Source organism: Acinetobacter sp. 1130196 (assembly GCF_000588095.1).
GTDB lineage: Bacteria > Pseudomonadota > Gammaproteobacteria > Pseudomonadales > Moraxellaceae > Acinetobacter > Acinetobacter nosocomialis.
This window is the reverse complement of record NZ_JFWX01000034.1, coordinates 1-24,486: the sequence shown is the minus strand read 5'-3', so window position 1 is coordinate 24,486 and position 24,486 is coordinate 1. Positions and strand designations below refer to the sequence as shown.

Sequence of the window (24,486 nt, the reverse complement as noted above, 5' to 3'; positions counted from 1 at the left end):
TCTATATGACTAATATAACTTAACTTGCAAAAGGGGAAACTAAAAAAACATTAGAGAATCAAAAATTTATTTTGCAAAAAAGCAAGGTTCTCCATGTTTTTTCTCAAATTCTTTGACCCAAGTCTCATGTATGTTCAACTCTTCATCTGAAGGGTAAATAACGGGTAAATCAATTTGAATTCTAGCTTTGGTTGTTTTTTGTTGATCACTTTCGCTTTGAGAGAGCGCATCCATATCAAAGGAAACTTGACCACCAGTCATTGCCAAGTAAACATCAGAAAGAATTTCAGCATCGAGTAACGCACCATGGAAGGTACGGTCGCGCGCTGGAATTTCATAACGTCTAACTAAGGCATCAAGTGAGTTTTTCTGTCCAGGATGCTTATTTTTGGCTAAAGCTAAAGTATCGGTAACTTCACAAACTTCTGAAAGAGCAGGTAACCCAACACGTCTAAACTCCATATCTAGGAAGTTCATATCGAAGGTTGCGTTATGAGCGATAATTTCTGCACCCTTTAGATACTCAAATAAAGTATCTGCAATGTCCGCATAGACAGGTTTATCTTTTAAGAAATCATCACTGATACCGTGAATGTTTTCTGACTCACCCACTGGTTTTTCAGGGTTAATATAAATATGAATCGAACTGCCTGTAAGCTTACGGTTAATCATTTCGATGGCGCCGACTTCAATAATACGGTCGCCATCTTGGAAATAAAAACCAGTCGTTTCAGTATCGAGAATGAGCTGACGAGGGCCTTGTAATTTAAGCTTTGCTTCGGTAACAATAATTTGAGGATGAATATTGCTACTTTGTTGCTTTGTTTCTTGCTCTACAGCTTCAATCTCATTTACTTCTTCGTCTAAAGTATTCATCTCAACTTCTTGTGATGGTTCAAGAGCCACATCTTCATCTTCGCTTGTTTCAACCAGATCAAACCCGAAAGGATCATCTAGCAACCAGTCCTGTTCAGGCTTTTTTATATCTTGCGGTGCAGCCACAGACTGTGGTTGCTTGATTTCTTGAGCTGTTTTATCTGCACCTAAATTTGCAAGTTGGTCTGCCATTTCATTGCCAGGATGTCCTGCATGACCTTTAATCCAGTTCCATTCAATATTTCTACCTGCGCAAACAGCATCAAGTTTTTGCCATAGGTCAGGATTTTTAACATCTTTCCAATTTTTCTTTTTCCAGCCATGAATCCATTCTGTAATGCCTTGCTTTACATAATTTGAGTCTGTCCAGACAATTAATTGTGCATCAGGAGGGCAAAAAGAAATTCCTTCAATAGCCGCAGTAAGTTCCATACGGTTATTGGTTGTGTCGGGGTCGCCGCCAAATAATTTATGTTCACCCTGTTCGGTAATGACATATGCACCCCAACCACCTAAACCGGGATTGCCACGACATGCACCATCAACATACAGTGTGATTGTTTGAGACATAAATCGAAACCTAAACTGAAAGAAAAAGAACTGAATATGGTGTATTGTATACGCAAAAAGTTCGGTTCCATCGTTACAAAGCAAGCTTTTTTTAATTTCTTGTAACATTTCCATGCAAATGACATTAAATTATTGCCTTGTCTATCTTGCATGCTTTACTACAATGGCATCGAAGACCTAGGGTTTGTGGGCAGACCCCAAGAAATATTACGCGAGTTGTTTGGAAGTTTTTATGTATAAACCAACCACATTTGTGTGGCAGCCATCTGCAGCATCATTATTCAAAATTACAGTACTTAGCTCTGCTTTAGCTGCGTTGGGTATTACAACAGGCTGTTCTTCGACTCCGCAATCTGCAAAAACCTCGAAAACAAAACAGGTCAGTGGAGCAGGCTATCTTGATGCAAGCAGTCTGGACTCGTTAGAAGATTTACTTTCAGCAACGGATATGCGTGCTGTAGAAGGCGACCGTTTACTTATTTTAAAACACGGTGACGTCTGGAAGCGTATGGCTGTAGGCTTCAAAATGGACCTCAATCATTGGGATCCACGCATTGAAGCGCAGCGTAGTTGGTTTATCTCACGTCAGCCCTACCTTGACCGTTTAAGTGCTCGCGCAAGTCGTTATTTATATCATACTGTGAAAGAAGCAGAACGCCGTGGTCTTCCAACCGAACTTGCATTATTACCCGTGATTGAAAGTTCATATGACCCTGCTGCAACAAGTAGTGCAGCAGCAGCAGGCTTATGGCAGTTTATTCCAAGTACTGGTCGTATTTATGGTTTACAACAAACGGGTATGTACGATGGTCGTCGTGATGTTGTTGAATCTACACGTGCTGCGTATGAGTTTTTAGGAAGCTTATATAACCAGTTTGGTTCATGGGAGTTGGCTTTAGCAGCTTATAACGCTGGTCCGGGGCGTATTCAACAAGCGATTAACCGAAATCAGGCTGCAGGTCTACCAACGGACTACTGGTCACTAAAACTTCCACAAGAAACCATGAACTATGTTCCACGTTTCTTGGCAGTTGCTCAAATTATTAAAAATCCGCGTGCTTATGGGGTTTCATTACCGCCGATTGCAAACAGACCCCATTTCCGTGAAGTCACGTTATCTGCACCATTGTCTTTAAATGAAATTGCATCAGTAACTGGTCTTAGCCGTGCTGAGCTATATGCATTAAACCCAGGCTATCGTGGTGAAACAGTAGACCCTGCAAGCCCAATGCGTATTTTAATTCCAGCTGATGTAAGCCCGTCAGTTGATAACAAATTAAAAGCCATGAAAGCTGGTGGTAGCAGTTCAGGTTGGTGGGCAAATGTCACATCTCCATCTAAACCAACTACAACCACCTCAACTTCAGTTACTGTTAAAACTACACCGGCGACACAGGTTCAGCCTGTAAGACCAACTACACCTACCAAAACAACCGGTAGCTCTGTAACGGTAAAAACTTCTACACCTCGTGGATCTGATGCTTTAGCTGCTTTTGCCGCCTCAGCTGATGTACCGAGTGCACCACGTATTCCAGTTGCAGTCACACCTGCGACCAATGTAAAACCTGTAAGAACAGAACCGCCAATTTCAGCAGTTGAGCGTGAGAAAATTTTAGCGGCAGTTCGTGCTGAAGGTGAGAAAGAAACAGTTGAGCAAGCTTTACAGCCGCAAGCTACACAAGCTGAAAAAGACCAAGTGGTTGCCGAGCTAAAAGCAATTGCACCGCAAGGTACCGAAATTGTTGATCCTTATGACGGTAAAATTAAGCTAACTGCGATTCAAACGAGTTTGTCAGTTGCTGAACAGCAAGGTAAAGAATTAAGTAAAGGCTTTGCTTACCCGAAAACTTTAGCTGAAGATGCAAGTGTTGCGAACTCTGAAGATGGTCAGCGTAATAAAGATAAGCCTTACATTAAAACGGATACTGATGTTGTTGTTGTACAGCCTAAAGGTAAGCGTAGTACCTATACCGTACAACCGGGTGATACATTAGCAATTATTGCGATGAAAAATGGTGTGAACTGGCGCGATGTCGCTAAGTGGAACCAGATTGATCCTGAAAAGACATTATTTGTAGGAACTAGCCTGTATTTGTATGATGCTAAACCGCAAGAGGTTGAATCTACTGCAAAATCGGCAGCTAAACCTGATGTATATGTTGTTCAAGCAAATGACAGCTTAACGGGAGTGGCAAATCAATTTAATTTGTCTGTGAAACAGCTTGCTGAATACAACGATTTATCGGTAAGCGATGGTCTATTTGTTGGCCAAAAGTTGCATTTAAAAGAGCCTAAAGGCAACCGTACTTCTGCTAAAGCAGAACAACCTAAAGCAGTTCAGGCAAGTACACGTCGTATTGCAACAAAAAGCTATACAGTTAAACGCGGCGAATATTTGAAGTTAATTGCAGATCGTTACGCATTATCTAACCAAGAATTAGCAGAGCTAACGCCAGGATTGTCGGCTGGTAGTAACTTAATGGTTGGTCAGAAAATCAATGTACCTGCAAAAGAAGTTACTGTCGATGAAGTTGATGATAATAAAGCTTCTGGTAAATATGAAAAACTTGCAGCAGGACCGTCGTATAAAACTGAAAGCTATAAAGTGCAGCGTGGTGATACATTATCAAGTATCGCGATCAAGTCTAAAATTAGCCTAGCTGAACTTGCTGAACTAAATAACTTAAAAGCCAATAGCCATGTACAGCTTGGTCAAAACTTAAAAGTACCTGCTGGTGTAAGTGTTCCAGATCACTATGTTGTTCAATCTGGCGATAGCTTGCATGCGATTGCAGCTAAATATAACTTACAAACCAGTTATTTGGCTGATTTAAATGGTTTGTCGCGTACAGCAGGTGTTCGTGCTGGTCAGCGTTTAAAATTGACAGGTGAGGTTGAAACACCAAGCAAGACTTCTACTAAAAATGTCAAAGAAGAAACGCCAGAGACTTATACGGTCAAATCTGGTGATAGCTTAGGGAATATCGCCAACCGCTATCATTTGCAGTTAGATTACCTTGCCTCATTGAATGGTTTATCTCGTAACAGTAATGTTCGTGTTGGTCAACGTTTAAAATTAACAGGTGATGTGCCACCAGTAGAAACAGCAAAAGTTGATACGGCGAAATCAGCAGCTAAACCTGTTGCAGCCGGAAAAAATACTGAAAAGTATACGGTTAAAGCTGGCGAGTCGTTACATACGATTGCAAGCCGTGCAGGTATTTCAGTTCGTGAACTTGCTGAAATGAATGCATTAAAAGCAAATGCAAACTTACAGCGCGGACAAAATATTGTAATTCCAAAAACTGTTGTGGAATACAAAGTTAAACGTGGTGATACTTTAATTGGTCTTGCAAGTAAATATGGTTTAGAAACTACTTTACTGGCGGAACTCAATAACTTAACACCGTCGACTCAATTACGTATTGGCGATATTATTAAAGTGCCTAATTTATAGAATAATTAGAACTTTATGCAAAAGTTATATCCTCAACTGAGCCTGCTAGTCGGGCTCAGTGTCTTTTCACAAGTTGTATTCTCTGCACAGCAAATCACGCCTTATATCGCAATTCACTCTAAGCCTAAATATTTAACAATGGCTGCAATGCCTTATGCCAATCCGAATGCACCAAAAGGTGGAGTATTGAGTCGGGCTGCGCAAGGGACTTTTGATAATTTAAACAGCATGAACGGTAAGGGGAACGCGACAGAAGGAGTAAATTATCTTTTTGATACTTTAATGACTCAGTCACTCGATGAAGTTGGAGTTTTATATCCACTTTTAGCTGAGAGAGTTTCCTATGATCCAGAAAGAACGCAATCGATTACCTTCTATTTAAATCCCAAAGCACGCTTTAGTAATGGACAGCCTTTAACAGCAACGGATGTAAAATTTAGCTTTGATATCTATCAAACCAAATCTAATTTTGGCCTACAAATGTATCTTGCCGACTTGGCAAAAACAGAAGTTATAAATCCTCATCAAGTTAAATTCACTTTTAAGTCTAGCCATAATCCAAAAATGCCATTTGTTGTGGCGAGCTTACCGATTTACTCAAAAGCAGACTGGCAGAACCGTGACTTTACTCGTATTACTTTGCAACCGATTATAGGTTCAGGGCCGTATGTGGTTGAGAAGATTGATGCTGGACGTAGTATTAGCTATAAACGAAACCCAAATTATTGGGCAAAAGATTTGCCTATTAATAAAGGGCGCTATAACTTCGACCATTTAAAATATGTTTATTACCGAAATTGGGATATTGCATTCGAAGGTTTTAAATCTGGGCAATATACCTTGCATGAAGAAACTAATCCTAAAAAATGGGTCACTGACTACAAGTTTCCAGCGGTAAAATCAGGTTTAATCACGCTATATAAGTTTAGACACCATAATCCGATTGCAACTGAAAGTTATGTGTTTAACACACGACAAAAACCTTTAAACGATATTCACTTTAGACAAGCCTTAACCTATGTCTATGACTTTGAATGGCAAAATAAAGCTTTGTTTTATGGACAATATCTAAGACTACAAAGTTATTTTGAAAATAGTGAGTTGTCAGCAACAGGACGTCCTTCAAAGAGTGAGCTCACTATATTAAAGCCTCTTTTGCCAAAGCTTTCTCCAGTCATGCAAAAAGCTGTTTTGACAGACTGGAAATATCCGGTCTCGGATGCCAGTGGTTTTAACCGTCAAAACTTATTAATCGCAAGACAATTACTCATTCAAGCAGGCTATAAAATCAAAGAAGGGCAGTTATATACTCCTGAAGGCCAGCCTGTAAAAATTGAGTTCCTCATTCAGCAAGATGGCAAACAAAGAACACTGATGCCATTTGTAAGAAATTTAAAAAAATTAGGAATTAATATTAATTTACGGCAGGTTGATGCGCCGCAATATTTAGAGCGTACACGCCGTTATGACTTTGACATGACTACGATGAATTTGCCGCAATCTTTAAATCCGGGCAATGAACAGGCTCAGTTCTGGGGAAGTGCCGCAGCAGTTCAAGATGGTAACTATAATTACGCTGGTATTCGTAATCCGGTTATTGATGAAGTCATTTCAAAACTGGTGACTGCCAAAGACCGTGATCAGCAAATCACTTATACTCATGTTCTTGACCGATTGCTTCGCGCAGGATATTACCAGATCCCGACTTATGGGAAAGGGGATTATTGGTATGCGTACTGGAATATGTATCAGCAACCTAAAGTGAAACCTGTGCTCTCGGCTGGTATAGAGTATTGGTGGAGTAATCCAAACCAAGCCAAAAAAATTGCCCAATATTTACATCAACAATAAAAGCACGTATCTAAAGGAAATCCTGTTATATGGGTTCATATATTCTTAAGCGACTTCTTTTAATGATTCCAACGTTGTTCATTATTTTATTGATCAACTTTGTGGTCGTGCAAATTGCACCGGGTGGACCTGTAGAACAAGCAATCCATGAGGTAGAAAGTGGCGTAGGAGCAGGGCGGATATTAGGTACTGAAATGTACTATCAGGGTGCTAAAGGATTAAGCCCCGAAATGGTAGAGCAAATTAAAGCACAATACGGTTTTGACCATCCTCCAGTAGAACGTTTTTTACTGATGTTAAAGGGCTATTTGACTTTAGACTTTGGACAAAGCTTTTTTAAAGATAAACCAGTAGTTGAGTTGCTTTGGGAAAAAATGCCTGTGTCGATCTCGATTGGGCTATGGAGCACTTTGCTGATTTATCTTATTTCAATTCCACTTGGAATTAAAAAAGCGAAACAACAAGGTTCTTGGTTTGATCGTTCCACTTCTTTATTGCTAGTGGTGGGTTATGCGGTACCCAGCTTTGTCTTTGGCATACTGCTTATTGTTTTTTTTGCGGGTGGGTCATATTTTCACTGGTTTCCATTGCAAAGCCTGGTATCAGATAACTTTCATCAATTGAGTTTTTTTGGAAAAATTACGGACTATTTATGGCATATGACTTTGCCACTTATTACGATGGTCTTAGGTGGTTTTGCGAGCCTAACTTATTTAACTAAGTATTCATTTTTAGAAGAACTCAATAAACCTTATGTCTTGGCAGCTTACGCAAAAGGCCTAAATAGCCAGCAAGTTTTATATAAACATGTATTTCGCAATGCCATTTTAGTGGTACTCGCCGGATTGCCGGAGACTTTGGCAGGTATTTTCTTTGTCGGAAACCTTTTCATTGAAATTATTTTTCACCTAGATGGTGTGGGATTATTAGGTTTTGAAGCGATTGTTCAACGAGACTATCCGGTTATTTTCGGCGTATTGTTTTTCTTCACGCTGTTTAGTCTACTTTTACGACTTATTTGCGATGTGCTGTATCAATGGATTGATCCGCGTATTCACTTTGACGCACAAGGAGGCAAATAATGTCTTTAATTGTGCAGTCACGGCTGCAAAAGTTTAGGCAACATAAATTAGGTTGGGCAAGCTTTGTTTTGTTTAGCCTCATTTTGGCGATGTCTTTAGCTGCTGAGTTCATTGCTAACGATAAACCATTGTTGGTGAAATATGAGGACGCTTATTATTTGCCTGTTTTTAAATCATATCCCGAAACTACTTTTGGTGGCGTGTTTGAAACAGAAGCAGATTATAAAGACCCCGCTGTACAAGAGCTTATCAATCATAACGGATGGGCAATTTGGCCCCTTATAAGATTTTCTTACCAGACTCCTAATTTAGACTTGGCTGTACCTGTGCCATCGCCACCTTCTAAGCAGAACTGGTTAGGGACAGATGACCAAGGGCGAGACGTGCTTGCACGTATTCTCTATGGGCTTAGAGTCTCATTACTTTTCGGCTTGGCTTTAACAGCTTGTGCAGCACTACTTGGTATTTTTGTGGGTGCTATACAAGGTTACTATGGTGGCTGGGTTGATTTGTTGGGGCAACGACTGGTAGAAGTCTGGAATGGTTTACCCATGCTCTTTATGGTCATGATTTTAGTCAGCATGTTTACCCCAAATGTATATTGGCTATTTTTTATTATGCTGTTCTTTAGCTGGACTGTACTGGTAGGAATTGTCCGTGCCGAATTTTTAAAAGCGCGTCAACTTGACTATGTGCGTGCGGCTCAGGCTTTAGGTGTAACTGATAGAGCAATTATCTTTAAGCACATTTTGCCAAATGCCATAAGTTCTAGCCTGTCGCAATTACCTTTTATTTTGACTACTAATATTATTGCTTTAACCGCACTCGATTTCTTGGGCTATGGTTTACCGCCAGATGCTGCCTCTTTAGGTGAGTTGTTGTTGCAAGGTAAAAATAACTTAGATGCACCGTGGTTGGCTTTATCGGGCTTTTTTAGCTTGGCTTTTGTGTTGTCATTATTAATTTATATTGGGGAGGCGGCACGCGATGCATTTGACCCAAGAAAATAACTTAAATGTAGATGCTACATTGCTAAATATAGAAAACCTTTCAATCTCTACACAAGATCAGCTTTTATTGGAGGGTCTCAATTTAAATTTGCAAGCTGGAGATACGCTTGCAATTGTAGGGGAAAGTGGTTCAGGTAAGACAATAAGCTGTTTGGCAATGATGGGATTATTACCAGAAAAATTAAAAACATCTGGTCGTATTATTATTGATTCAAAAAATATTTTAGAAACAGATGAAAAGACAAAAACACATATACGTGGCCGCCAAATTGCCATGATTTTTCAGGAGCCTTCTACGGCTTTAAACCCATTGCATCGTGTTGAAAAAATTGTCGGTGAACATTTCATTTTACAAGGTTGGTCAAAGGCAAAAGCTCAGCAGCAGGTAATTCAATTATTAAAAGACGTAGGAATTGCTAATCCAGAGTACATTTTAAAACGTTATCCACATGAGCTTTCAGGTGGACAAAAACAGCGGGTGATGATTGCGGCTGCGCTAGCGCTTCAACCTAAAATTTTAATTGCAGATGAACCAACTACCGCGCTTGATGTGATTTTACAGACGCAAATTTTAGAGTTACTGAGGTCTTTGCAAAGTAAATATGGCATGGCGCTAATTTTGATTAGCCATGATTTAAATTTGGTACGCCGTTATGCCAATGAGCTGATTGTATTACACGAAGGACAAGTTGTAGAGCAAGGTCAGCTTCAGCAAATCTTTAAAAATCCTGCGTCAATTTATACTCAGCAACTGTTAGATCATGATCTTGGTTTTGCTGAGCAGCCTTCAATCAGTCATAACATTTTATCTGTTCAACAACTCAATGTTAAATATCCAATTCGACGTGGTTTCTTTAACCGTATTCAGGGTTATACCACTGCTATTGAAAATGTAAGCTTTGAGCTTGCCCAAGGCGAAGCATTAGGCGTTGTGGGGGAGAGTGGTTCGGGTAAAACCTCATTGGCTTTGGCTCTGGTTCGATTAATTAAAAGTGAGGGGCAAATTATCTTTTTAGGGCAAGACATAAACTACTTAGAACAAAAAGCTTTGCGTAAGATTAGGTCAGACTTACAAATTGTTTTCCAAGACCCATTTGGTAGTTTAAACCCGCGTATGACGGTAGGGCAGATTATTGCTGAAGGCTTAAAAGTGAAAGCTGTAGCCGATCACGAGATCAAACAGCAAGTTAAATCTGCTTTAGTAAAAGTTGAGTTGGCTAAAGACTTTCAACACCGCTATCCGCACGAGCTTTCGGGTGGACAACGTCAACGCGTTGCTCTAGCACGAGCTTTAGTGGTTCAACCTAAACTTTTAATTTTAGATGAGCCAACGTCCGCCTTAGATCGAACGACTCAAAAAGCCATGATTCAATTATTGCGACGTTTACAACAAACTGAGCACCTAAGCTATATTTTTATTAGTCATGATTTAAATGTGGTTAAAGCACTGTGTCATAAAGTGATGGTATTACGGCATGCAAAAGTTGTTGAATATCAGCTGACTGAACAGTTATTTAATGACCCTAAAACTGAATATACCAAGCAATTAATTACGGCGAGTCTTTAATTTATTTAAATAAGTCTATGTTTTATAATAATAAATATTATTTAAATTTTTTATGCAAAAAGTTGCATTTCTCTATACTTTTTAAATTTGACATGTGCTATTGTCAGTTATCGATTTTCCCTTGACATGACCTATAACTCATCTAAATTAGAGTAATTACTCTAAAGTATTAAAAGAGGTTAACCATGAGCCAGATTGCACAACCAATCACAATTCGAAATACCACATTTAAAAACCGAATTATTAAAGGTGCAATGAGTGAGGCACTTGCAAACTATGAGGGGCAGCCAAATGATTTACATTTAGGTTTGTATGGTGCATGGGCCAAAGGTGGTTTGGGCTGTGCGATTACTGGAAATGTTATGGTCAATGTAGAGGCTAAAAACGAACCAGGCGTGGTGGTGATTGAAACCGAGCGTGACCTAGAGCGTTTAAAAGAATGGGCAGCGGTTGGTAAACAATATGGAATGGTACAGCTCATTCAATTGTCTCATCCAGGCCGTCAGTGCCCTAAAGGCTTAAATAAAGAAACAGTTGCACCTTCGGCAGTTCCTTTTAGCCCAGCTTTAGCGACTATGTTTGGTACGCCACGTGCGCTTACACATGAAGAAATTCTAGATATTATTAAACGCTTTGCAACAGCTGCCCGCATTTGTGAGAAAGCAGGTTTTGAAGGGGTGCAGTTACATGGTGCACATGGCTATTTAATTAGCCAGTTTTTATCACCATTAACCAATAAGCGTACAGACCAATGGGGTGGTTCAGTTGAAAACCGTACTCGCTTTTTACTAGAAGTTTATAAGGCTGTACGTGAAGCAACCTCAGAGAATTTTATTATTTCAGTTAAGCTTAACTCGGCTGACTTCCAGCGCGGTGGTATTAGCGAAGAAGATGTGATTTCAGTATTTAAAGCCGTTGATGAAGCCGGAATTGACTTAATTGAAATTTCAGGTGGAACTTACGAAGCACCAGCAATGGCTGGCGTCAAAGCTGATAAACGTAAGGCAAGTACCATTGCACGTGAAGCATACTTCTTAGACTTTGCTGAAAAAATCCGTCAGCATGTAAAATGTAAACTTATGGTGACAGGTGGCTTCCGTACAGTCGAAGGTATGAATGCTGCTCTGGCAAGTGGTGCATGTGACTTTATTGGCATTGCTCGTCCACTTGCAGTCGAAACGGATTTAACTGATCGTTTAATTGCAGGCCAAGACGTTCGCTATGCCGTAAAACCAATTAAAACAGGTTTGCCTTTTGTCGATAAGATGGCGATTATGGAAATCATTTGGTACGCAGCACAATTTAAAGCTATTGGACAAGGTAAAAAGCCAAATCCTAAACTGTCACCTTTAATTGTGTTTTTAAATTATGCCAAGGGCAATATTAAGGCTGTTGTTCAAGGACGCGTGAATTCGCGTAAATCTGCATAAATAAATTACCAAGCAATAGCCCAGTAAGTTTGAAAAGTAGAAGCAGACCATTGACCTTTAATTAGAGCATTTTTAAAGGCGGGGCTGTTTTCTATCTGGGCAAGATAACGCTGTATATGTTTAAAGTGGCTGTAATTTGGTGAGCAAGCCAATAATGGAAACCACATCAAAATATCAGCAGTAGTAAACTGATCTCCCGCGAACCATAAGTGACGTTCTAAATGTTTATCAATCATGCTCATGTGTCTTTGTAATGATTGATTGAGATAGCCTTGATCAAATCCATATTTTAAAAGCTTAGGAACGAAACGGACCAGAAAAGGCGTGCGTTCTGCAATTTGGTGAAAGATTTGCTTGAGTACCAGATCTGGAATGAATGTCGCCTCACAATAATTCTTCCAATAATAAAAGTTTTGAAGTTGTTGGCTTAGTAAATTGTTCTGGCTCAGTTGTGGGTGTAAATGAGAGAAATAATCTAGAATTGCTGAGGTTTCAGCCAAAATTGAAGTTTGCTCTTGTTCAATAATTTCGAGAGTTGGAAATTTTGATAGTTGATGCGGTGAGTTATTATTTTTGTCTTCGTCCGAATGATATTTAGTGATGAGATCATAGTTGAGCCCTAATTCTTCTAAAAACCAAATAATGCGTTGAGAGCGTGAATTTTGTAAATGAAATAATCGAATTTGCATGTCATGTTCAAATTATAGTTTTGATCTATTTTTAGTATAGGGTAGAACATAGCTTAAGTATAATAAAATATTTATAAATCATAAATTTATAATATTTTATATGAGGAAATAAAGGCCACCGTATTTTTAGACAGTGGCTTTTTTAATGACTAATATCCCTAGTGAGATCTTACGCGGTAAAAGGCTGATGTTTGGTTCTTTTAATTTAGAACGTATAGCTTATACCTAATTGAACAGTACGTGATTCACCAGGATAGGCATATAAATTAAAAGCACTTTCATCATAAACTCTGTCAAAAATATTCTTCACGTCTAAGTTAAGGCGTAATTTTGGCGTTGCCTGATAATAAGACACGAGGTCAGTAACTGCATAGCCTTTCATGGTGTAGGTACTAATGGCTGTTTGACCTGCACGTTTATCAATATATTTTTGATTGATACCTAAGCCCAACCCTTGTAAAGGCCCATTCTGAAATTCATAAATATTTAAAAGATTAAAACTATTTTTTGGAATGTTGGCTAGAGCCGTCCCTTTTTGCAAGCTATTGTCTTTAGTTACTTCTGCATCTGTATAGACATAGCCGCCAATAATTTTCCAAGCAGGCGTAATTTGCCCTGCAATATTTAACTCTATACCACGGCTACGAACTTCACCTGCTGCTACTTTATAGACTGAATCAACAGGATCTAGGGTTAAGACATTTTCTTTGTTGGCATAAAAAATAGCGGAATCAATTGATAACATATTATCAAGTGCTTGCCATTTAAAGCCTAACTCGTAAGCTAAGCCTTCTTCAGGATCAAACCCGTCTCCATTACGGCTAGCACCAGTGTTTGGCTTAAAAGATTTTGCAGCATTACTGTAGATGGAAAGATCGTCACTGGCTTTATAGACTAAACCTAAACGTGGAATAAATGCATTATGACTGGTATTCCAATTTGCGGTATTCGGTAATAGGTTCTTATAGTCATGCTCATAATGTTCAAAACGTAAGCCTAGTAGCGCGCTTAAACGCTCATTTAAATCGACTTGGTCTTGTAAAAAAAGGGCAGTGGTTTTTAAGTTTTCACGGTCATGTGTAGTTACACGATAAAGCTCAGGCAGAGGCTGCCCTAAAACAGGGTTGTAGATATTAATAGGGTAGCTACCGACATCTCCACTTGAGCGAATAATGTATGACTTATAATCATAGTTTTCATATTCAAGCCCAGTCACTAAGGTGTTTGCTAAACCCAAAAACTGGAATTTACCTGTTAGGTTAATTTGAGCATCGGTATCTTGCCACTTTAGTTCACGGTAGTTGTAATTTCGACTTAGCGTTTCCCCATCATTTTGAATTCCATTTGCTTCTACTGCATAGCCATGTAACTTGCCATTTAAATATTGCACACCAGCATTGAGCTTCCAGTCATTTCCAAGCTCGTGTTCAACTCTTAATTGAGCCATATTGTTGTCATTGTAAAGTCGGTTGTTGTCTTTACCCGTTTCCCACAAATAAGTGTCTGGTGAACTAATAAAAGACTTCTGACCTGCATAGCGTGTTTGGCCACGGTCAAGCGGATGTTGGTTCCTTAAAATATCGGCTTCGAAGGTAACTTTAGTCATGTCTGAGGCCTGCCGGTTTTAAAGTTATACGCTATAAACGAACACCAGAACTGGCACAAATACATCGTGATTTTAATATTGCATCAAGTTCATTAGCTCCAGTCCCAATAGAACCAGATTTAACAAAAACAAAGTTAATTGCTGATGCAATAATTATTGAGAGAGATGAGCCAACTATGCAACCTGCACAACATATTAATGAAGTAAAGTTGAAGTCTTGATTTTGAAAATACGGAACTTATCTCATGGATAAAATTTGAAGTGAGATAAAATAATTTGAAGCGATGATTCTTTGTAGAAAGAATATGGCGTCCCTACGGGGATTCGAACCCCGGTTACCGCCGTGAAAGGGCGATGTCCTAGGCCTCTAGACGATAGGGACGTTGAGGATGGCGGTATCTTAAGAAGCCGCCACCAAACTGTCAAGGAGGTAAGGTGACAGTTTGTTCAAAATATAGCAAAACAGTTCAGCAGTCTTCTGGGTATCGTATAAAGCAGAGTGTGCTTCTTTACCATCGAACTCAATTCCAGCTTGAATACATGCTTTTGCAAGCACTGTTTGTCCAAACATTACTGCACTTAAAGTAACTGTATCCATGACTGAAAAACTATGGAACGGGTTTTGGTTTTTTGTACCTGAGCGAGCAATCGCTGCTTGTAAAAAGCCAAGGTCAAAATGCGCGTTATGGCCTACGAGTACTGCATGAGTACAATGTTGCTGTTTACGAACTTCATTGACCGATTTAAAAATACGACGTAAAGCGGTTCGCTCATCTTCAGCCATTGCAATACGCATTGGGTTGAATGGATCAATACCAATAAAGTCGAGCGAACGACGATCGAGGTTAGCCCCTTCAAAAGGGTTAATATGTGCATGAAATGCAGGACCAGGGACAAATTGTCCCTGAGCATCATACACAATTGGAATGCACGCGATTTCTAGCAATGCATCTGTCTGGGCATTAAACCCTGCCGTTTCAACATCGACAACAACAGGTAAGAAGCCACGAAAACGTTGGCCAATGACCGGGACAGAATTTTCTTGTGTCACACTTTTCTCCATTGCAGCGTTTTCCCGGCATGCAGCGGGATGATTTTTTGATTATCTAAATAATCAAAAGATTCGGGAACGAGATTATCTTCTTTAACCAAAGTAATGGTAGAAGTATTACGTGGTAGACCGTAGAAGTCTGCACCAAAATGGCTAGCAAAACCTTCTAGGCGCTCTAATTTACCGACTTGATCAAACGCTTGTGCATAAAGCTCAATTGCGTTTGGTGCACTATAACAGCCTGCACAGCCACAAGCATTCTCTTTTGCATTTTGTGCATGAGGTGCGCTGTCTGTACCTAAGAAAAACTTAGGATTACCGCTTGTTGCAACTTCAAGTAAAGTTGTTTGATGCGTTTGACGTTTTAAAATTGGTAAACAGTAGAAATGCGGTTTAATACCACCGACCAACATATCATTACGGTTAAATAATAAATGTTGTGGAGTGATTGTTGCCGCCACATTACGGTCTTGTTCTAAAACAAAGTGTGCTGCATCACTAGTCGTGATGTGCTCAAGCACAACCTTAAGTTTAGGGAACTGTTTCAATAAAGGTGATAATACCTCATCTAGGAAGCGTTTTTCACGATCAAAAATATCTACATGATTGTGAGTCACTTCACCATGAAGTAATAACGGAACTTGGTGCTCTTCTAATTGCTCAATAACTGCATAAACTTTGCGAATATCACTCACACCATTGTCAGAGTTTGTGGTCGCACCAGCAGGATAAAGCTTAATCGCATTGACATGTTCTGATTCTTTAATTTTACGCACTTCATCTGGTGAAGTGTGGTCAGTAAAATAAAGCACCATACGAGGGTCAAAATTATTGCCTTCCGGAACATGAGCAAGAATGCGCTCGCGATAAGCTAAAGCTTCTTCTACTGTTTTTACTGGCGGTACAAGGTTAGGCATACAGATCGCGCGGGCGAATTGTTTAGCCAAATCTGGAACAGTACGTTTTAATGCTAAACCATCACGTAAATGTGCATGCCAATCATCTGGCTGGAGCAGGGTAATAGAGTTCAAGGCAGTTCAAACTTCGAAATAAAACAAATGATAATCGATAAAGTGTGAAAATGGTAACGAGAATTACGGACAAATGGCAAAATAAAGCGCAGGGAGCTTTAAAAAATAATGTTATATTTTGTTAACGCGAAATATGTAGGAATCGACTAGTGGCGAATAGGGGAAATGTCCATCAATTACTCAAATCGAAAGAAGAAATCGAGTATTTGGTCACACTACATACCCATCGTTACGCCAATATGCCTTTACCAAAGCAGCTAGAAAAAAAATTCTGGTGTTTAAACCTTGATCGTACTCGGCAAAACATCTCTAAGTTTCTAGCAAGTGGAGTACTTACTTATTTAATTTTTATTTTACTGGCCCTTCCAACTGACTACTTGGTAATTGGTGAAACATATATTACTTTAGACTTTATTCATTGTTTGTTGAGTGCAATGAATATTGCACTTGCACTCTTATTATTTTGGATTTTTGCCAAATTTAAAAAACTCTCTAATCACTTTTATTTCGCTGCCTGTGGCATTGTTTTCTTCTCAATTATTACAAGTGCCATGTTGTTGCTCAGTGTCGAAAATATGGCACTTAAAAATCAGTCGATGTTGCTTCTTTCATTTTTATATATGCTTGGTTTTATTCTAAGTGGCATCAAACCATTACATATGCTGTACGTTGGCTTATCAGCAGCAATATTGGTTTTTGTTTTTCTTAATTTATTGAATGTAAATTGTGATTATATTGCCCTCGGTCGGGCCTTGTTCGGCACTTGTATTTTAGGTTTCTCAATTAGCACTATGCTCATCTCAAGAGAGCGAAGTCTTTTTTTAAATAACCAACTTGCTGAAATTAATGAGCAGATTTTACGGATTGAAGCATCTGAACTTCTGCATTTAAGTCAGCAAGATGCGCTTACTCAAATTTCAAACCGTCGTACCTTTGACGAAATGTTTGACTTCTTCTATTACCGTGCAAATCAAGAGAAACGTCCGTTAGCTGTTTTATTTATTGATATCGATTTTTTTAAAAACTATAACGATTTTTATGGACATCAGATGGGGGATAAAGTCATCTCTAGTATTGCGGCAGCAATTAAAAACTCGATTCGTCATGTCGATTTTGTTGCGCGTTATGGTGGTGAAGAGTTCGTTGTACTTTTACCTGAAACACCGGCACAGGGTGCATATGCAGTGGCTGCAAATATTTATAAAGCAATTGAACGGCAAGCCATTCCTCATGCTGCTTCGTTAGTGTCAAAGTATGTCACGATCAGTTTAGGATTTACCGTATATACAGGTGGATTAAAGATGGGACAAGATAAATTGATTCATGCCGCAGATCAGGCTTTATATAGAGCAAAGCAGCTTGGCCGTAATCAAATTTATTATCAGCCTCTACAAGTTGCAGAAATTGCTTAGCTTGAAATTAGACTTAAAAAAGCCACCTATAGAGGTGGCTTTTTTGACGTTATAAGAAAATTATTTTTTCTTATTGTCTAATTGAGGAATCGCAGAACCTTGACCGATTGAAAGCAAACCAGCATCTGTATAGATACCAAGTTTTGCACGTGTATCGGTAATGTCGAGGTTACGCATAGTCAACTGACCAATACGATCCATTGGCGTAAACATTGAATCGCCTTTTTCCATTGTTAAACGTTCAGCTTCATACGTTAAGTTTGGAGATTCAGTGTTCATGATGGTGTAGTCATTACCACGACGAAGTTCAAGGGTCACTTCACCAGTAATCGCTTTAGCAACCCAACGCTGTGCAGTTTCACGAAGCATAAGCGCTTGAGAGTCGAACCAACGACCTTGATAAAGTAAACGACCTAAACGTAAACCATTAATGCGGTATTGTTCGATCGTATCTTCGTTATGAATACCAGTAACCAAACGCTCGTAAGCAATATGAAGAAGAGCCATACCCGGTGCTTCATAAATACCGCGAGATTTCGCTTCGATAATACGGTTTTCGATTTGGTCAGACATACCTAAACCATGACGACCACCAATACGGTTTGCTTCAAGAATAAGCTCAACTGGATTGTTAAAAGTTTGACCATTTAACGCAACAGGAACACCTTCTTCAAAACGTACAGTTACTTCTTCAGGTTTAATTTCAACTTCTTCTTTCCAGAAAGCAACGCCCATAATTGGATCAACGATTTTGATACCTGCATTTAGGTATTCAAGATCTTTTGCTTCGTGAGTTGCGCCCAACATGTTTGAGTCAGTTGAGTACGCTTTTTCTTTTGACATTTTGTAGTCAAAACCGTTGTCGATGAGGAACTGTGACATTTCTGCACGGCCACCAAGCTCATCAATAAAGTTTTGATCTAACCAAGGCTTATAAATTTTAAGATTTGGGTTAGTTAACAAACCATAACGATAGAAACGTTCAATATCGTTACCTTTATAAGTTGAACCGTCACCCCAGATGTTTACGTCATCTTCTTTCATAGCAGTAACGAGCATAGTACCTGTTACTGCACGACCGAGTGGAGTCGTATTGAAATAAGGAACACCACCTGTACTGATATGGAATGCACCACACTGAATTGCAGCAATACCTTCAAGTGCCAATTGTAAGCGGCAGTCAATTAAGCGAGCTTTTACAGCGCCGTATTGTTCTGCTTTCTTTGGAATTGCATCGTAGTCATCTTCATCTGGCTGGCCTAAGTTTGCAGTGTATGCATAAGGCTCAGCGCCTTTTTGTTTCATCCACAATAAAGCAGCTGAAGTGTCTAAGCCTCCGGAGAAGGCAATCCCAACTTTTTTGCCTACTGGTACATGCTGCAAGATCGTTGCATTATCAGTCATTGCTAGTCCTAACTATTTCGAAATAGGCACCCTAATACTTCGGTGACCAAGAGAATTTATTCGCTCAGTACTATATCACTTTTCAAATCGATTTTTTTTCTGTTAGGAAAGGAATTCTTTTTTTTTAATTTGAAAAATAGATTAATATTGGAAAAATATAAAGTTTTACGATAAGTATGACAATTTAGACGAAATGCTAAAAAGGAAAAAAACAAAATATGTTGATTCATCACAATCAAATTTTATCGACATTGCATCGTATTACGGGGTTTATTGTAATTTCAGATCTTATCTATGCGATTTACAATATATTTGTGCATACGCCCAAATACTTTATTGGTAGTATTTTAGGGCTTATTGCAGCAATCGCTACACAGTTCTTATGCGCTAGAAGTGTTAAGACTGGAACTACAAGCAGCCGTATCGGTTCAATTGTGATATCTATCTTAATGCTTAATATGTTCCCTATAGGAACTGTAATTGCTGTTGTGATGCTATTTTTCTCTTTATTTAAATGGGAAAAAGATTCAACGTTTCAATTACCCATAAAAAATTAGATGAAGGGACACAAGCTCGAATAATTGACAATTTCAACACGTAAAAAAATATGTGTGGTCATCCTAACATTTTAAAAAAGTATTAAAGTACTATGCAACAAGTTGCAAAAAATTATTGGGACGCAGCATGACAAGTTACGCCAATTTATTAAAACCATTACATTTAGGCTTTACCACTATTAAAAATCGTGTGGTGATGGGTTCCATGCATACGGGACTTGAAGATCGTTTTTATAATTACCCAAAACTTGCAGCTTATTTTGAAGAGCGTGCAAAAGGTGGGGTTGGTCTGATCGTGACGGGAGGTATTTCTCCAAACCGTCAAGGCTGGTTGGCTCCAGCTGGCGGAACGATGAATAGCTTATTTGACATTCCGCAGCACCGTTTAGTGACTCATGCTGTCCATAAGCATGGCTCAAAAATCTTAATGCAAATTTTACATGCGGGCAGATATGGTTACCAACCGTTTGTAGTGTCTTCAAGTGCTATAAAGTCACCAATTTCACCATTTAAGCCACGTCAACTTTCTGAAAAAAATATTCTCAGCACCATTGAAGACTATGCACAGTGCGCTGATATTGCCAAAAAAGCAGGCTACGACGGCGTTGAAATTATGGGGTCGGAAGGATATCTGATTAACCAGTTTTTAAGTCGCCATGTAAACCAGCGTACTGACCGTTGGGGCGGTGAAATTGAAAACCGTATGCGTTTTCCGGTTGAAATTGTTAAAGCGATCCGCGCAAAAGTTGGTGAAAAATTTATTATCTGTTTCCGTTTATCGCTACTCGACCTTGTGCATGACGGTAACACCATGCAAGAAGTAGTCACTGTTGCTAAAGCTTTAGAAAAGGCGGGTGTCACTTTATTAAATACGGGTATTGGTTGGCATGAAGCACGTGTGCCAACTATTGTAACGTCTGTACCTCGTGCAGCGTTTGTCGATTACACGGCTCATGTAAAACAGCATATTTCAATTCCGGTAATTGCATCTAACCGTATTAATATGCCTGAAACTGCCGAAGAAATTTTGGCAAAAGGCAAGGCAGACATGATTCAAATGGCACGCCCATTATTGGCCGATGCTTTTTGGGTAAATAAAACTGCGACCAACCGTGTTGATGAAATTAATACGTGTATTGCCTGTAACCAAGCATGTTTAGATCATGCATTTAAAAATAAACGTGTGTCTTGTTTAGTGAACCCTCGTGCAGGCCATGAAACAGAACTGGTTTATTTAAAAACTAAACAGCCTAAGCGTATAGCAGTTGTTGGTGGTGGTGTGGCAGGGATGTCTGCTGCCACTGTTGCTGCAAGCCGTGGTCATGCTGTGACCTTGTTCGAAGCCAATACAGATGTAGGTGGTCAGTTCAACTTTGCCAAGGTTGTACCAGGTAAAGAGGAATTTCACGAGACAATTCGCTACTTTAAAGTACAGCTTCAAAAAACAGGTGTAGATGTACGTTTAAACACTCGTGTAAATCGTGAACAACTTGAGCGTGAAGGTTTTGACGAAATTATTGTGGCAACGGGTGTAATACCACGTGCTTTAAAAATTGAAGGAAGTAATTCACCACAAGTTCTTTCCTATGCTCAAGTTTTACAGGGTGCAGAAGTAGGACAAAAAGTCGCAGTGATTGGAGCTGGTGGTATTGGTTTTGACGTATCAGAATTTTTACTTAAACCACCACATCAACCACAGCCTCAACCTTTAGCCGAGTGGCAGCGCGAGTGGGGTGTAGACCCAGATCCGAACTACATTTCTGAAGGAGGGATGCAACCTCCTATAGTTGAACCAGCGATACGCGAAATTTATTTACTGCAACGTAAAACAACACCACTCGGTATTGGTCTTGGTAAGACCTCGGGTTGGGTACATCGCGCCCAGCTTAAAAAGCATGGCGTACGTATGCTGCGCGGCGTGCAATATAAAGCAGTTACCGATGAAGGGCTGTGGATTGAACATAACGGTCAAGACCAGCTTTTACGTGTAGACACTGTTGTGGTGTGTGCAGGTCAAGAGTCTGTAAAAGACTTGATGCCAAAAGAAGGTGAGTCGACTATAGCGAACTACCATATTATTGGTGGTGCAAAGCTTGCAGCAGAGCTAGATGCGAAGCGTGCGATCAAAGAAGGAGCAGAATTAGCCGCTCAACTGTAAAATTGATGAAACAATATGCACTTGAACACAAAGCGATGATATTTTTCTTGAATAAAATGAATAAGCTTTGTATTCTTACGCACATGGAAGCGTGGCAGAGCGGTTTAATGCACCGGTCTTGAAAACCGACGAGGGTGTGAGTCCTCCGTGAGTTCGAATCTCACCGCTTCCGCCAAATTCGAAAAGCCCCTGTTAATAGCAGGGGCTTTTTTTATGCCTAAAATAAAAATTACAACTCTATTTAGCTTAAATATTGCTAATAAATCCTAAAAATTTCATATAAATCAAATATGTATGTTGTATTTGAAAAATGTTTATGTTTTCAATATGTTGCTGTGAGCATGACTATATATCAGAATTGAACAAGTTATTTGTAGAATATTCACTTGTTGATATATGATGATCCCATATTTAGAGGCTGTTTCAAAACATAATTCTATTGTTTAGCGAGCAAGTTCAAGGAATGAATAGTGCTGAATTCAGGCTTCTAAACCCTATATCTGGAAATTATTTCTGGCCAAATATTGCATTTCGACCCAATGGTTGGGAATGTCTCACTCTTTTGTAGGGTAGGCGTTTCCTATTTTAGGATGTACCTATGAAAAAATTATTTAGTGTATTGTTCAGCGCATCTGTACTAACACTGACTGCATGTAATAAACAACCTGCACAAACTGAAAATACTGCAACAACCAAAGACAAAACTGAGTCTGTTCGAACAATTAAACTGGTTTCAACAGGTTCAGATACGGATGTATGGAAATATGTTGCAACGCTTCCTGAGACTAAAGAAGCGGGTATTAAACTTCAAGTTACCAATTTGACTGACTATGTTGTGCTCAATACATCTGTTGCAAATGGTGAACAAGATGTAAATGCGTTCCAGTCGTTCAACTATTTGGCAGCATACAATGCTTCAAATCAAGCTAAAGTTGCTGCTGTTGCAACAACTTACTTGGAACCAATGGGTATTTATGCAGATAAAATTAAAACTGTTGATGAATTCCCACAAGGCGCGACCATTGCAATTCCAAACGATACTGCTAACGAAGCTCGTGCATTAATATTATTACAATCTGCTAAACTGATTAAACTTAAACCAAACTTTGATCCTGTAAAAGGGACTACGAACGACATTGCTGAAAACCCTAAAAATTTACAATTAAAACCAATTCAAATGACTACAGCGGTTCGTGTTAAAAACGATGTAGATGCAATTGTGCTTGGTAATACATTGGCACTTGAAGGTGGCCTCAATGTAATGAAAGATTCTATCTTCCGTGAGCCAATTGATCAGTCTACTAAACTTTATGTCAATTTATTGGGTGTAGCTGAAGCAAACAAAAATGACCCAATCTATACGAAACTTGGTGAACTTTACCACTTACCTAAAGTACAAAAATTCGTGAGTGAAAAATTTGGTGGCACAAAAGTTGAAGTGAACAAACCTGTTTCTGAATTTGCAGACATCAAATAAGTAATTTCTTAATTAGAATTATTTTTAAAAGCTAAGTCACGCTAATCGGGGCTTAGCTTTTTATTTATAATGTTGTTTTTAAGCTAACTTATAATAAAATATTTATTAACTTCATTAGAAAATTAAGTAGGGAAGATATTTAAAGTTAGTTGTTGTGTTAGTATTCATAGTCTGAGAAATTAAATTACTCATAGAGTGGTTTTTTTAAATATATAACTTTTGGAATTGGAAATTGATAATAAGGGGCTTTGTTGCACAAAGCTATTCTTGAAGGCTTCTTCAGTAATATAATTTCCAGATGAAGAAGCCTACACCTAAAATCTATCGTACAACCAATTGGTCCTCGTATAACCAAGCTTTAATCAAGCGAGGAAATATTTCAATCTGGTTTGATCCTAAGACGCAATGGTATGCACAACCACAAGGCAAGCAAGGACGAAATCAAACTTATTCCGATACAGCGATTCAATGCTGTTTAATGATCAAATCTCTATTCCGTCTTTCTTTACGTATGGTTACTGGCTTTGTTCAAAGCCTGATTAAACTCTGTGGCTTGAATTGGACAGCACCCGATTACTCCACCCTTTGTAGACGACAAAAGCATATTGATATTGCGATAAGCTATCAGAAAAGTCATGATGGGTTACACCTACTTGTCGACTCTACGGGTTTAAAGTTTTTAGGTGAAGGCGAATGGAAGCGTAAAAAACATCAGCCTGAATACCGTCGGCAATGGCGTAAACTGCATATTGGTATAGATGCTGAAACACTGCAAATACGTGCCGTTCAGCTTACTACAAATAATGTCAGTGATTCACAAGTACTAGGTGATTTACTGGATCAAATTCCACTAGATGAGCGAATAGATTCTGTCTATACCGATGGCGCGTACGACACGAAGTGCTGCAGAAAAGTGATTTCAGATCGTCAAGCACATGCAGTAATTCCACCCAGAAAGAATGCCAAGCCCTGGAAAGATTCTAAAATAAGTTCAATAGAACGAAATGAGTTACTTCAAACGGTTAAACATTTAGGCAGAACCCTATGGAAAAAATGGTCGGGTTATCACCGTCGTAGTTTGGTGGAAACCAAGATGCATTGCATCAAATTATTAGGTGATAGGCTGACGGCAAGACATTTTCAAAGTCAGGTCAATGAAATTCATGCGCGTGTGGCAGTTCTGAATAGATTTACGGAATTAGGTAGACCTCGCACCCAAGTTGTGTCTTAAATTTGAATGGATTGGGGAGAACTCAGC

General features: G+C 39.1%; 16 protein-coding genes, 2 tRNA genes and 2 pseudogenes. 13 read left to right on the top strand and 7 right to left on the bottom strand.

Annotated elements, in window-relative coordinates; genetic code table 11:
- Positions 1–66 precede the first annotated feature (66 nt).
- Complete coding sequence (gene dnaQ, locus J671_RS19150) at positions 67–1,446, bottom strand: DNA polymerase III subunit epsilon (protein ID WP_031983115.1); 1,380 nt, start codon at positions 1,444–1,446, stop codon at positions 67–69.
- Between the two features lie 232 nt (positions 1,447–1,678).
- Between dnaQ and J671_RS19145 the strand changes: the two genes are divergently transcribed.
- The 6 genes from J671_RS19145 to J671_RS19120 all read left to right on the top strand — a co-directional run bounded on the left by J671_RS19145 (position 1,679) and on the right by J671_RS19120 (position 11,843).
- On the top strand, positions 1,679–4,903 hold the full coding sequence (locus J671_RS19145) for a lytic transglycosylase (RefSeq protein WP_004888159.1): 3,225 nt from the start codon (positions 1,679–1,681) through the stop codon (positions 4,901–4,903).
- 15 nt (positions 4,904–4,918) lie between these two features.
- Complete coding sequence (locus J671_RS19140; protein WP_004888157.1) at positions 4,919–6,754, top strand: extracellular solute-binding protein; 1,836 nt, start codon at positions 4,919–4,921, stop codon at positions 6,752–6,754.
- Positions 6,755–6,783: 29 nt separating this feature from the next.
- Positions 6,784–7,836: a microcin C ABC transporter permease YejB gene (gene yejB / locus J671_RS19135; RefSeq protein WP_004888156.1), complete on the top strand. Its 1,053-nt coding sequence runs from the start codon at positions 6,784–6,786 to the stop codon at positions 7,834–7,836.
- Positions 7,836–8,846 carry an ABC transporter permease gene (locus J671_RS19130; RefSeq protein WP_004888153.1) on the top strand — a complete coding sequence of 337 codons (1,011 nt, stop codon included), beginning with the start codon at positions 7,836–7,838 and terminating at the stop codon, positions 8,844–8,846. The genes yejB and J671_RS19130 overlap by 1 nt, the downstream gene beginning before the upstream one ends.
- Positions 8,824–10,413, top strand: coding sequence for an ABC transporter ATP-binding protein (locus tag J671_RS19125; protein WP_004888152.1), 1,590 nt, complete (start codon positions 8,824–8,826; stop codon positions 10,411–10,413). The genes J671_RS19130 and J671_RS19125 overlap by 23 nt, the downstream gene beginning before the upstream one ends.
- A 185-nt stretch (positions 10,414–10,598) precedes the next feature.
- Complete coding sequence (locus J671_RS19120; RefSeq protein WP_004888149.1) at positions 10,599–11,843, top strand: NADH:flavin oxidoreductase/NADH oxidase family protein; 1,245 nt, start codon at positions 10,599–10,601, stop codon at positions 11,841–11,843.
- Positions 11,844–11,848: 5 nt separating this feature from the next.
- Here the strand turns inward: J671_RS19120 and J671_RS19115 are convergent, their stop codons facing one another.
- Positions 11,849–12,532 carry a glutathione S-transferase N-terminal domain-containing protein gene (locus tag J671_RS19115; protein WP_031983114.1) on the bottom strand — a complete coding sequence of 228 codons (684 nt, stop codon included), beginning with the start codon at positions 12,530–12,532 and terminating at the stop codon, positions 11,849–11,851.
- A 205-nt stretch (positions 12,533–12,737) separates the two neighbouring features.
- A pseudogene (locus J671_RS19110) lies at positions 12,738–14,150 on the bottom strand (TonB-dependent receptor); the annotation flags it as partial.
- Here J671_RS19110 and J671_RS26180 point away from each other — a divergent pair.
- Positions 14,141–14,359: pseudogene (locus J671_RS26180) on the top strand (hypothetical protein); the annotation flags it as partial. The pseudogenes J671_RS19110 and J671_RS26180 sit on opposite strands and share 10 nt — an antisense overlap.
- Before the next feature lie 85 nt (positions 14,360–14,444).
- On the opposite strand, the gene J671_RS19105 reads toward J671_RS26180, so the two are convergent.
- The 3 genes from J671_RS19105 to pyrC all read right to left on the bottom strand — a co-directional run bounded on the left by J671_RS19105 (position 14,445) and on the right by pyrC (position 16,220).
- Positions 14,445–14,520, bottom strand: a tRNA-Glu gene (locus tag J671_RS19105).
- An 18-nt stretch (positions 14,521–14,538) separates the two neighbouring features.
- A complete protein-coding gene (gene rnt, locus J671_RS19100; RefSeq protein WP_001982681.1) occupies positions 14,539–15,201 on the bottom strand; it encodes a ribonuclease T in 663 nt (220 codons plus the stop codon).
- Entirely contained in the window at positions 15,186–16,220 is a 1,035-nt protein-coding gene (gene pyrC, locus J671_RS19095; protein WP_001084867.1) for a dihydroorotase, read from the bottom strand. Before pyrC ends, rnt begins: the two co-directional genes overlap by 16 nt.
- A 149-nt stretch (positions 16,221–16,369) precedes the next feature.
- On the opposite strand from pyrC, the gene J671_RS19090 reads away from it, so the two are divergent.
- Positions 16,370–17,632: a GGDEF domain-containing protein gene (locus J671_RS19090; protein ID WP_004888139.1), complete on the top strand. Its 1,263-nt coding sequence runs from the start codon at positions 16,370–16,372 to the stop codon at positions 17,630–17,632.
- 60 nt (positions 17,633–17,692) lie between these two features.
- On the opposite strand, the gene argG is transcribed toward J671_RS19090, so the two are convergent.
- A complete protein-coding gene (argG, locus tag J671_RS19085) occupies positions 17,693–19,036 on the bottom strand; it encodes an argininosuccinate synthase (RefSeq protein WP_002049558.1) in 1,344 nt (447 codons plus the stop codon).
- A gap of 218 nt (positions 19,037–19,254) precedes the next feature.
- Between argG and J671_RS19080 the strand changes: the two genes are divergently transcribed.
- The 5 genes from J671_RS19080 (at position 19,255) to J671_RS19060 (ending at position 24,459) form a co-directional block, all read left to right on the top strand.
- A complete protein-coding gene (locus J671_RS19080) occupies positions 19,255–19,593 on the top strand; it encodes a hypothetical protein (RefSeq protein WP_004888134.1) in 339 nt (112 codons plus the stop codon).
- 127 nt (positions 19,594–19,720) lie between these two features.
- Entirely contained in the window at positions 19,721–21,751 is a 2,031-nt protein-coding gene (locus J671_RS19075) for an NADPH-dependent 2,4-dienoyl-CoA reductase (RefSeq protein ID WP_004888131.1), read from the top strand.
- Between the two features lie 85 nt (positions 21,752–21,836).
- Positions 21,837–21,926 (top strand) — tRNA-Ser (locus J671_RS19070).
- Positions 21,927–22,349: 423 nt separating this feature from the next.
- Positions 22,350–23,228, top strand: coding sequence for a MetQ/NlpA family ABC transporter substrate-binding protein (locus J671_RS19065; RefSeq protein ID WP_004888128.1), 879 nt, complete (start codon positions 22,350–22,352; stop codon positions 23,226–23,228).
- A gap of 298 nt (positions 23,229–23,526) precedes the next feature.
- The gene (locus J671_RS19060) at positions 23,527–24,459 is read left to right on the top strand and encodes an IS5-like element ISAha3 family transposase (RefSeq protein WP_004812228.1); all 933 of its coding nucleotides are present in this window, start codon (positions 23,527–23,529) and stop codon (positions 24,457–24,459) included.
- Positions 24,460–24,486 lie beyond the last annotated feature (27 nt).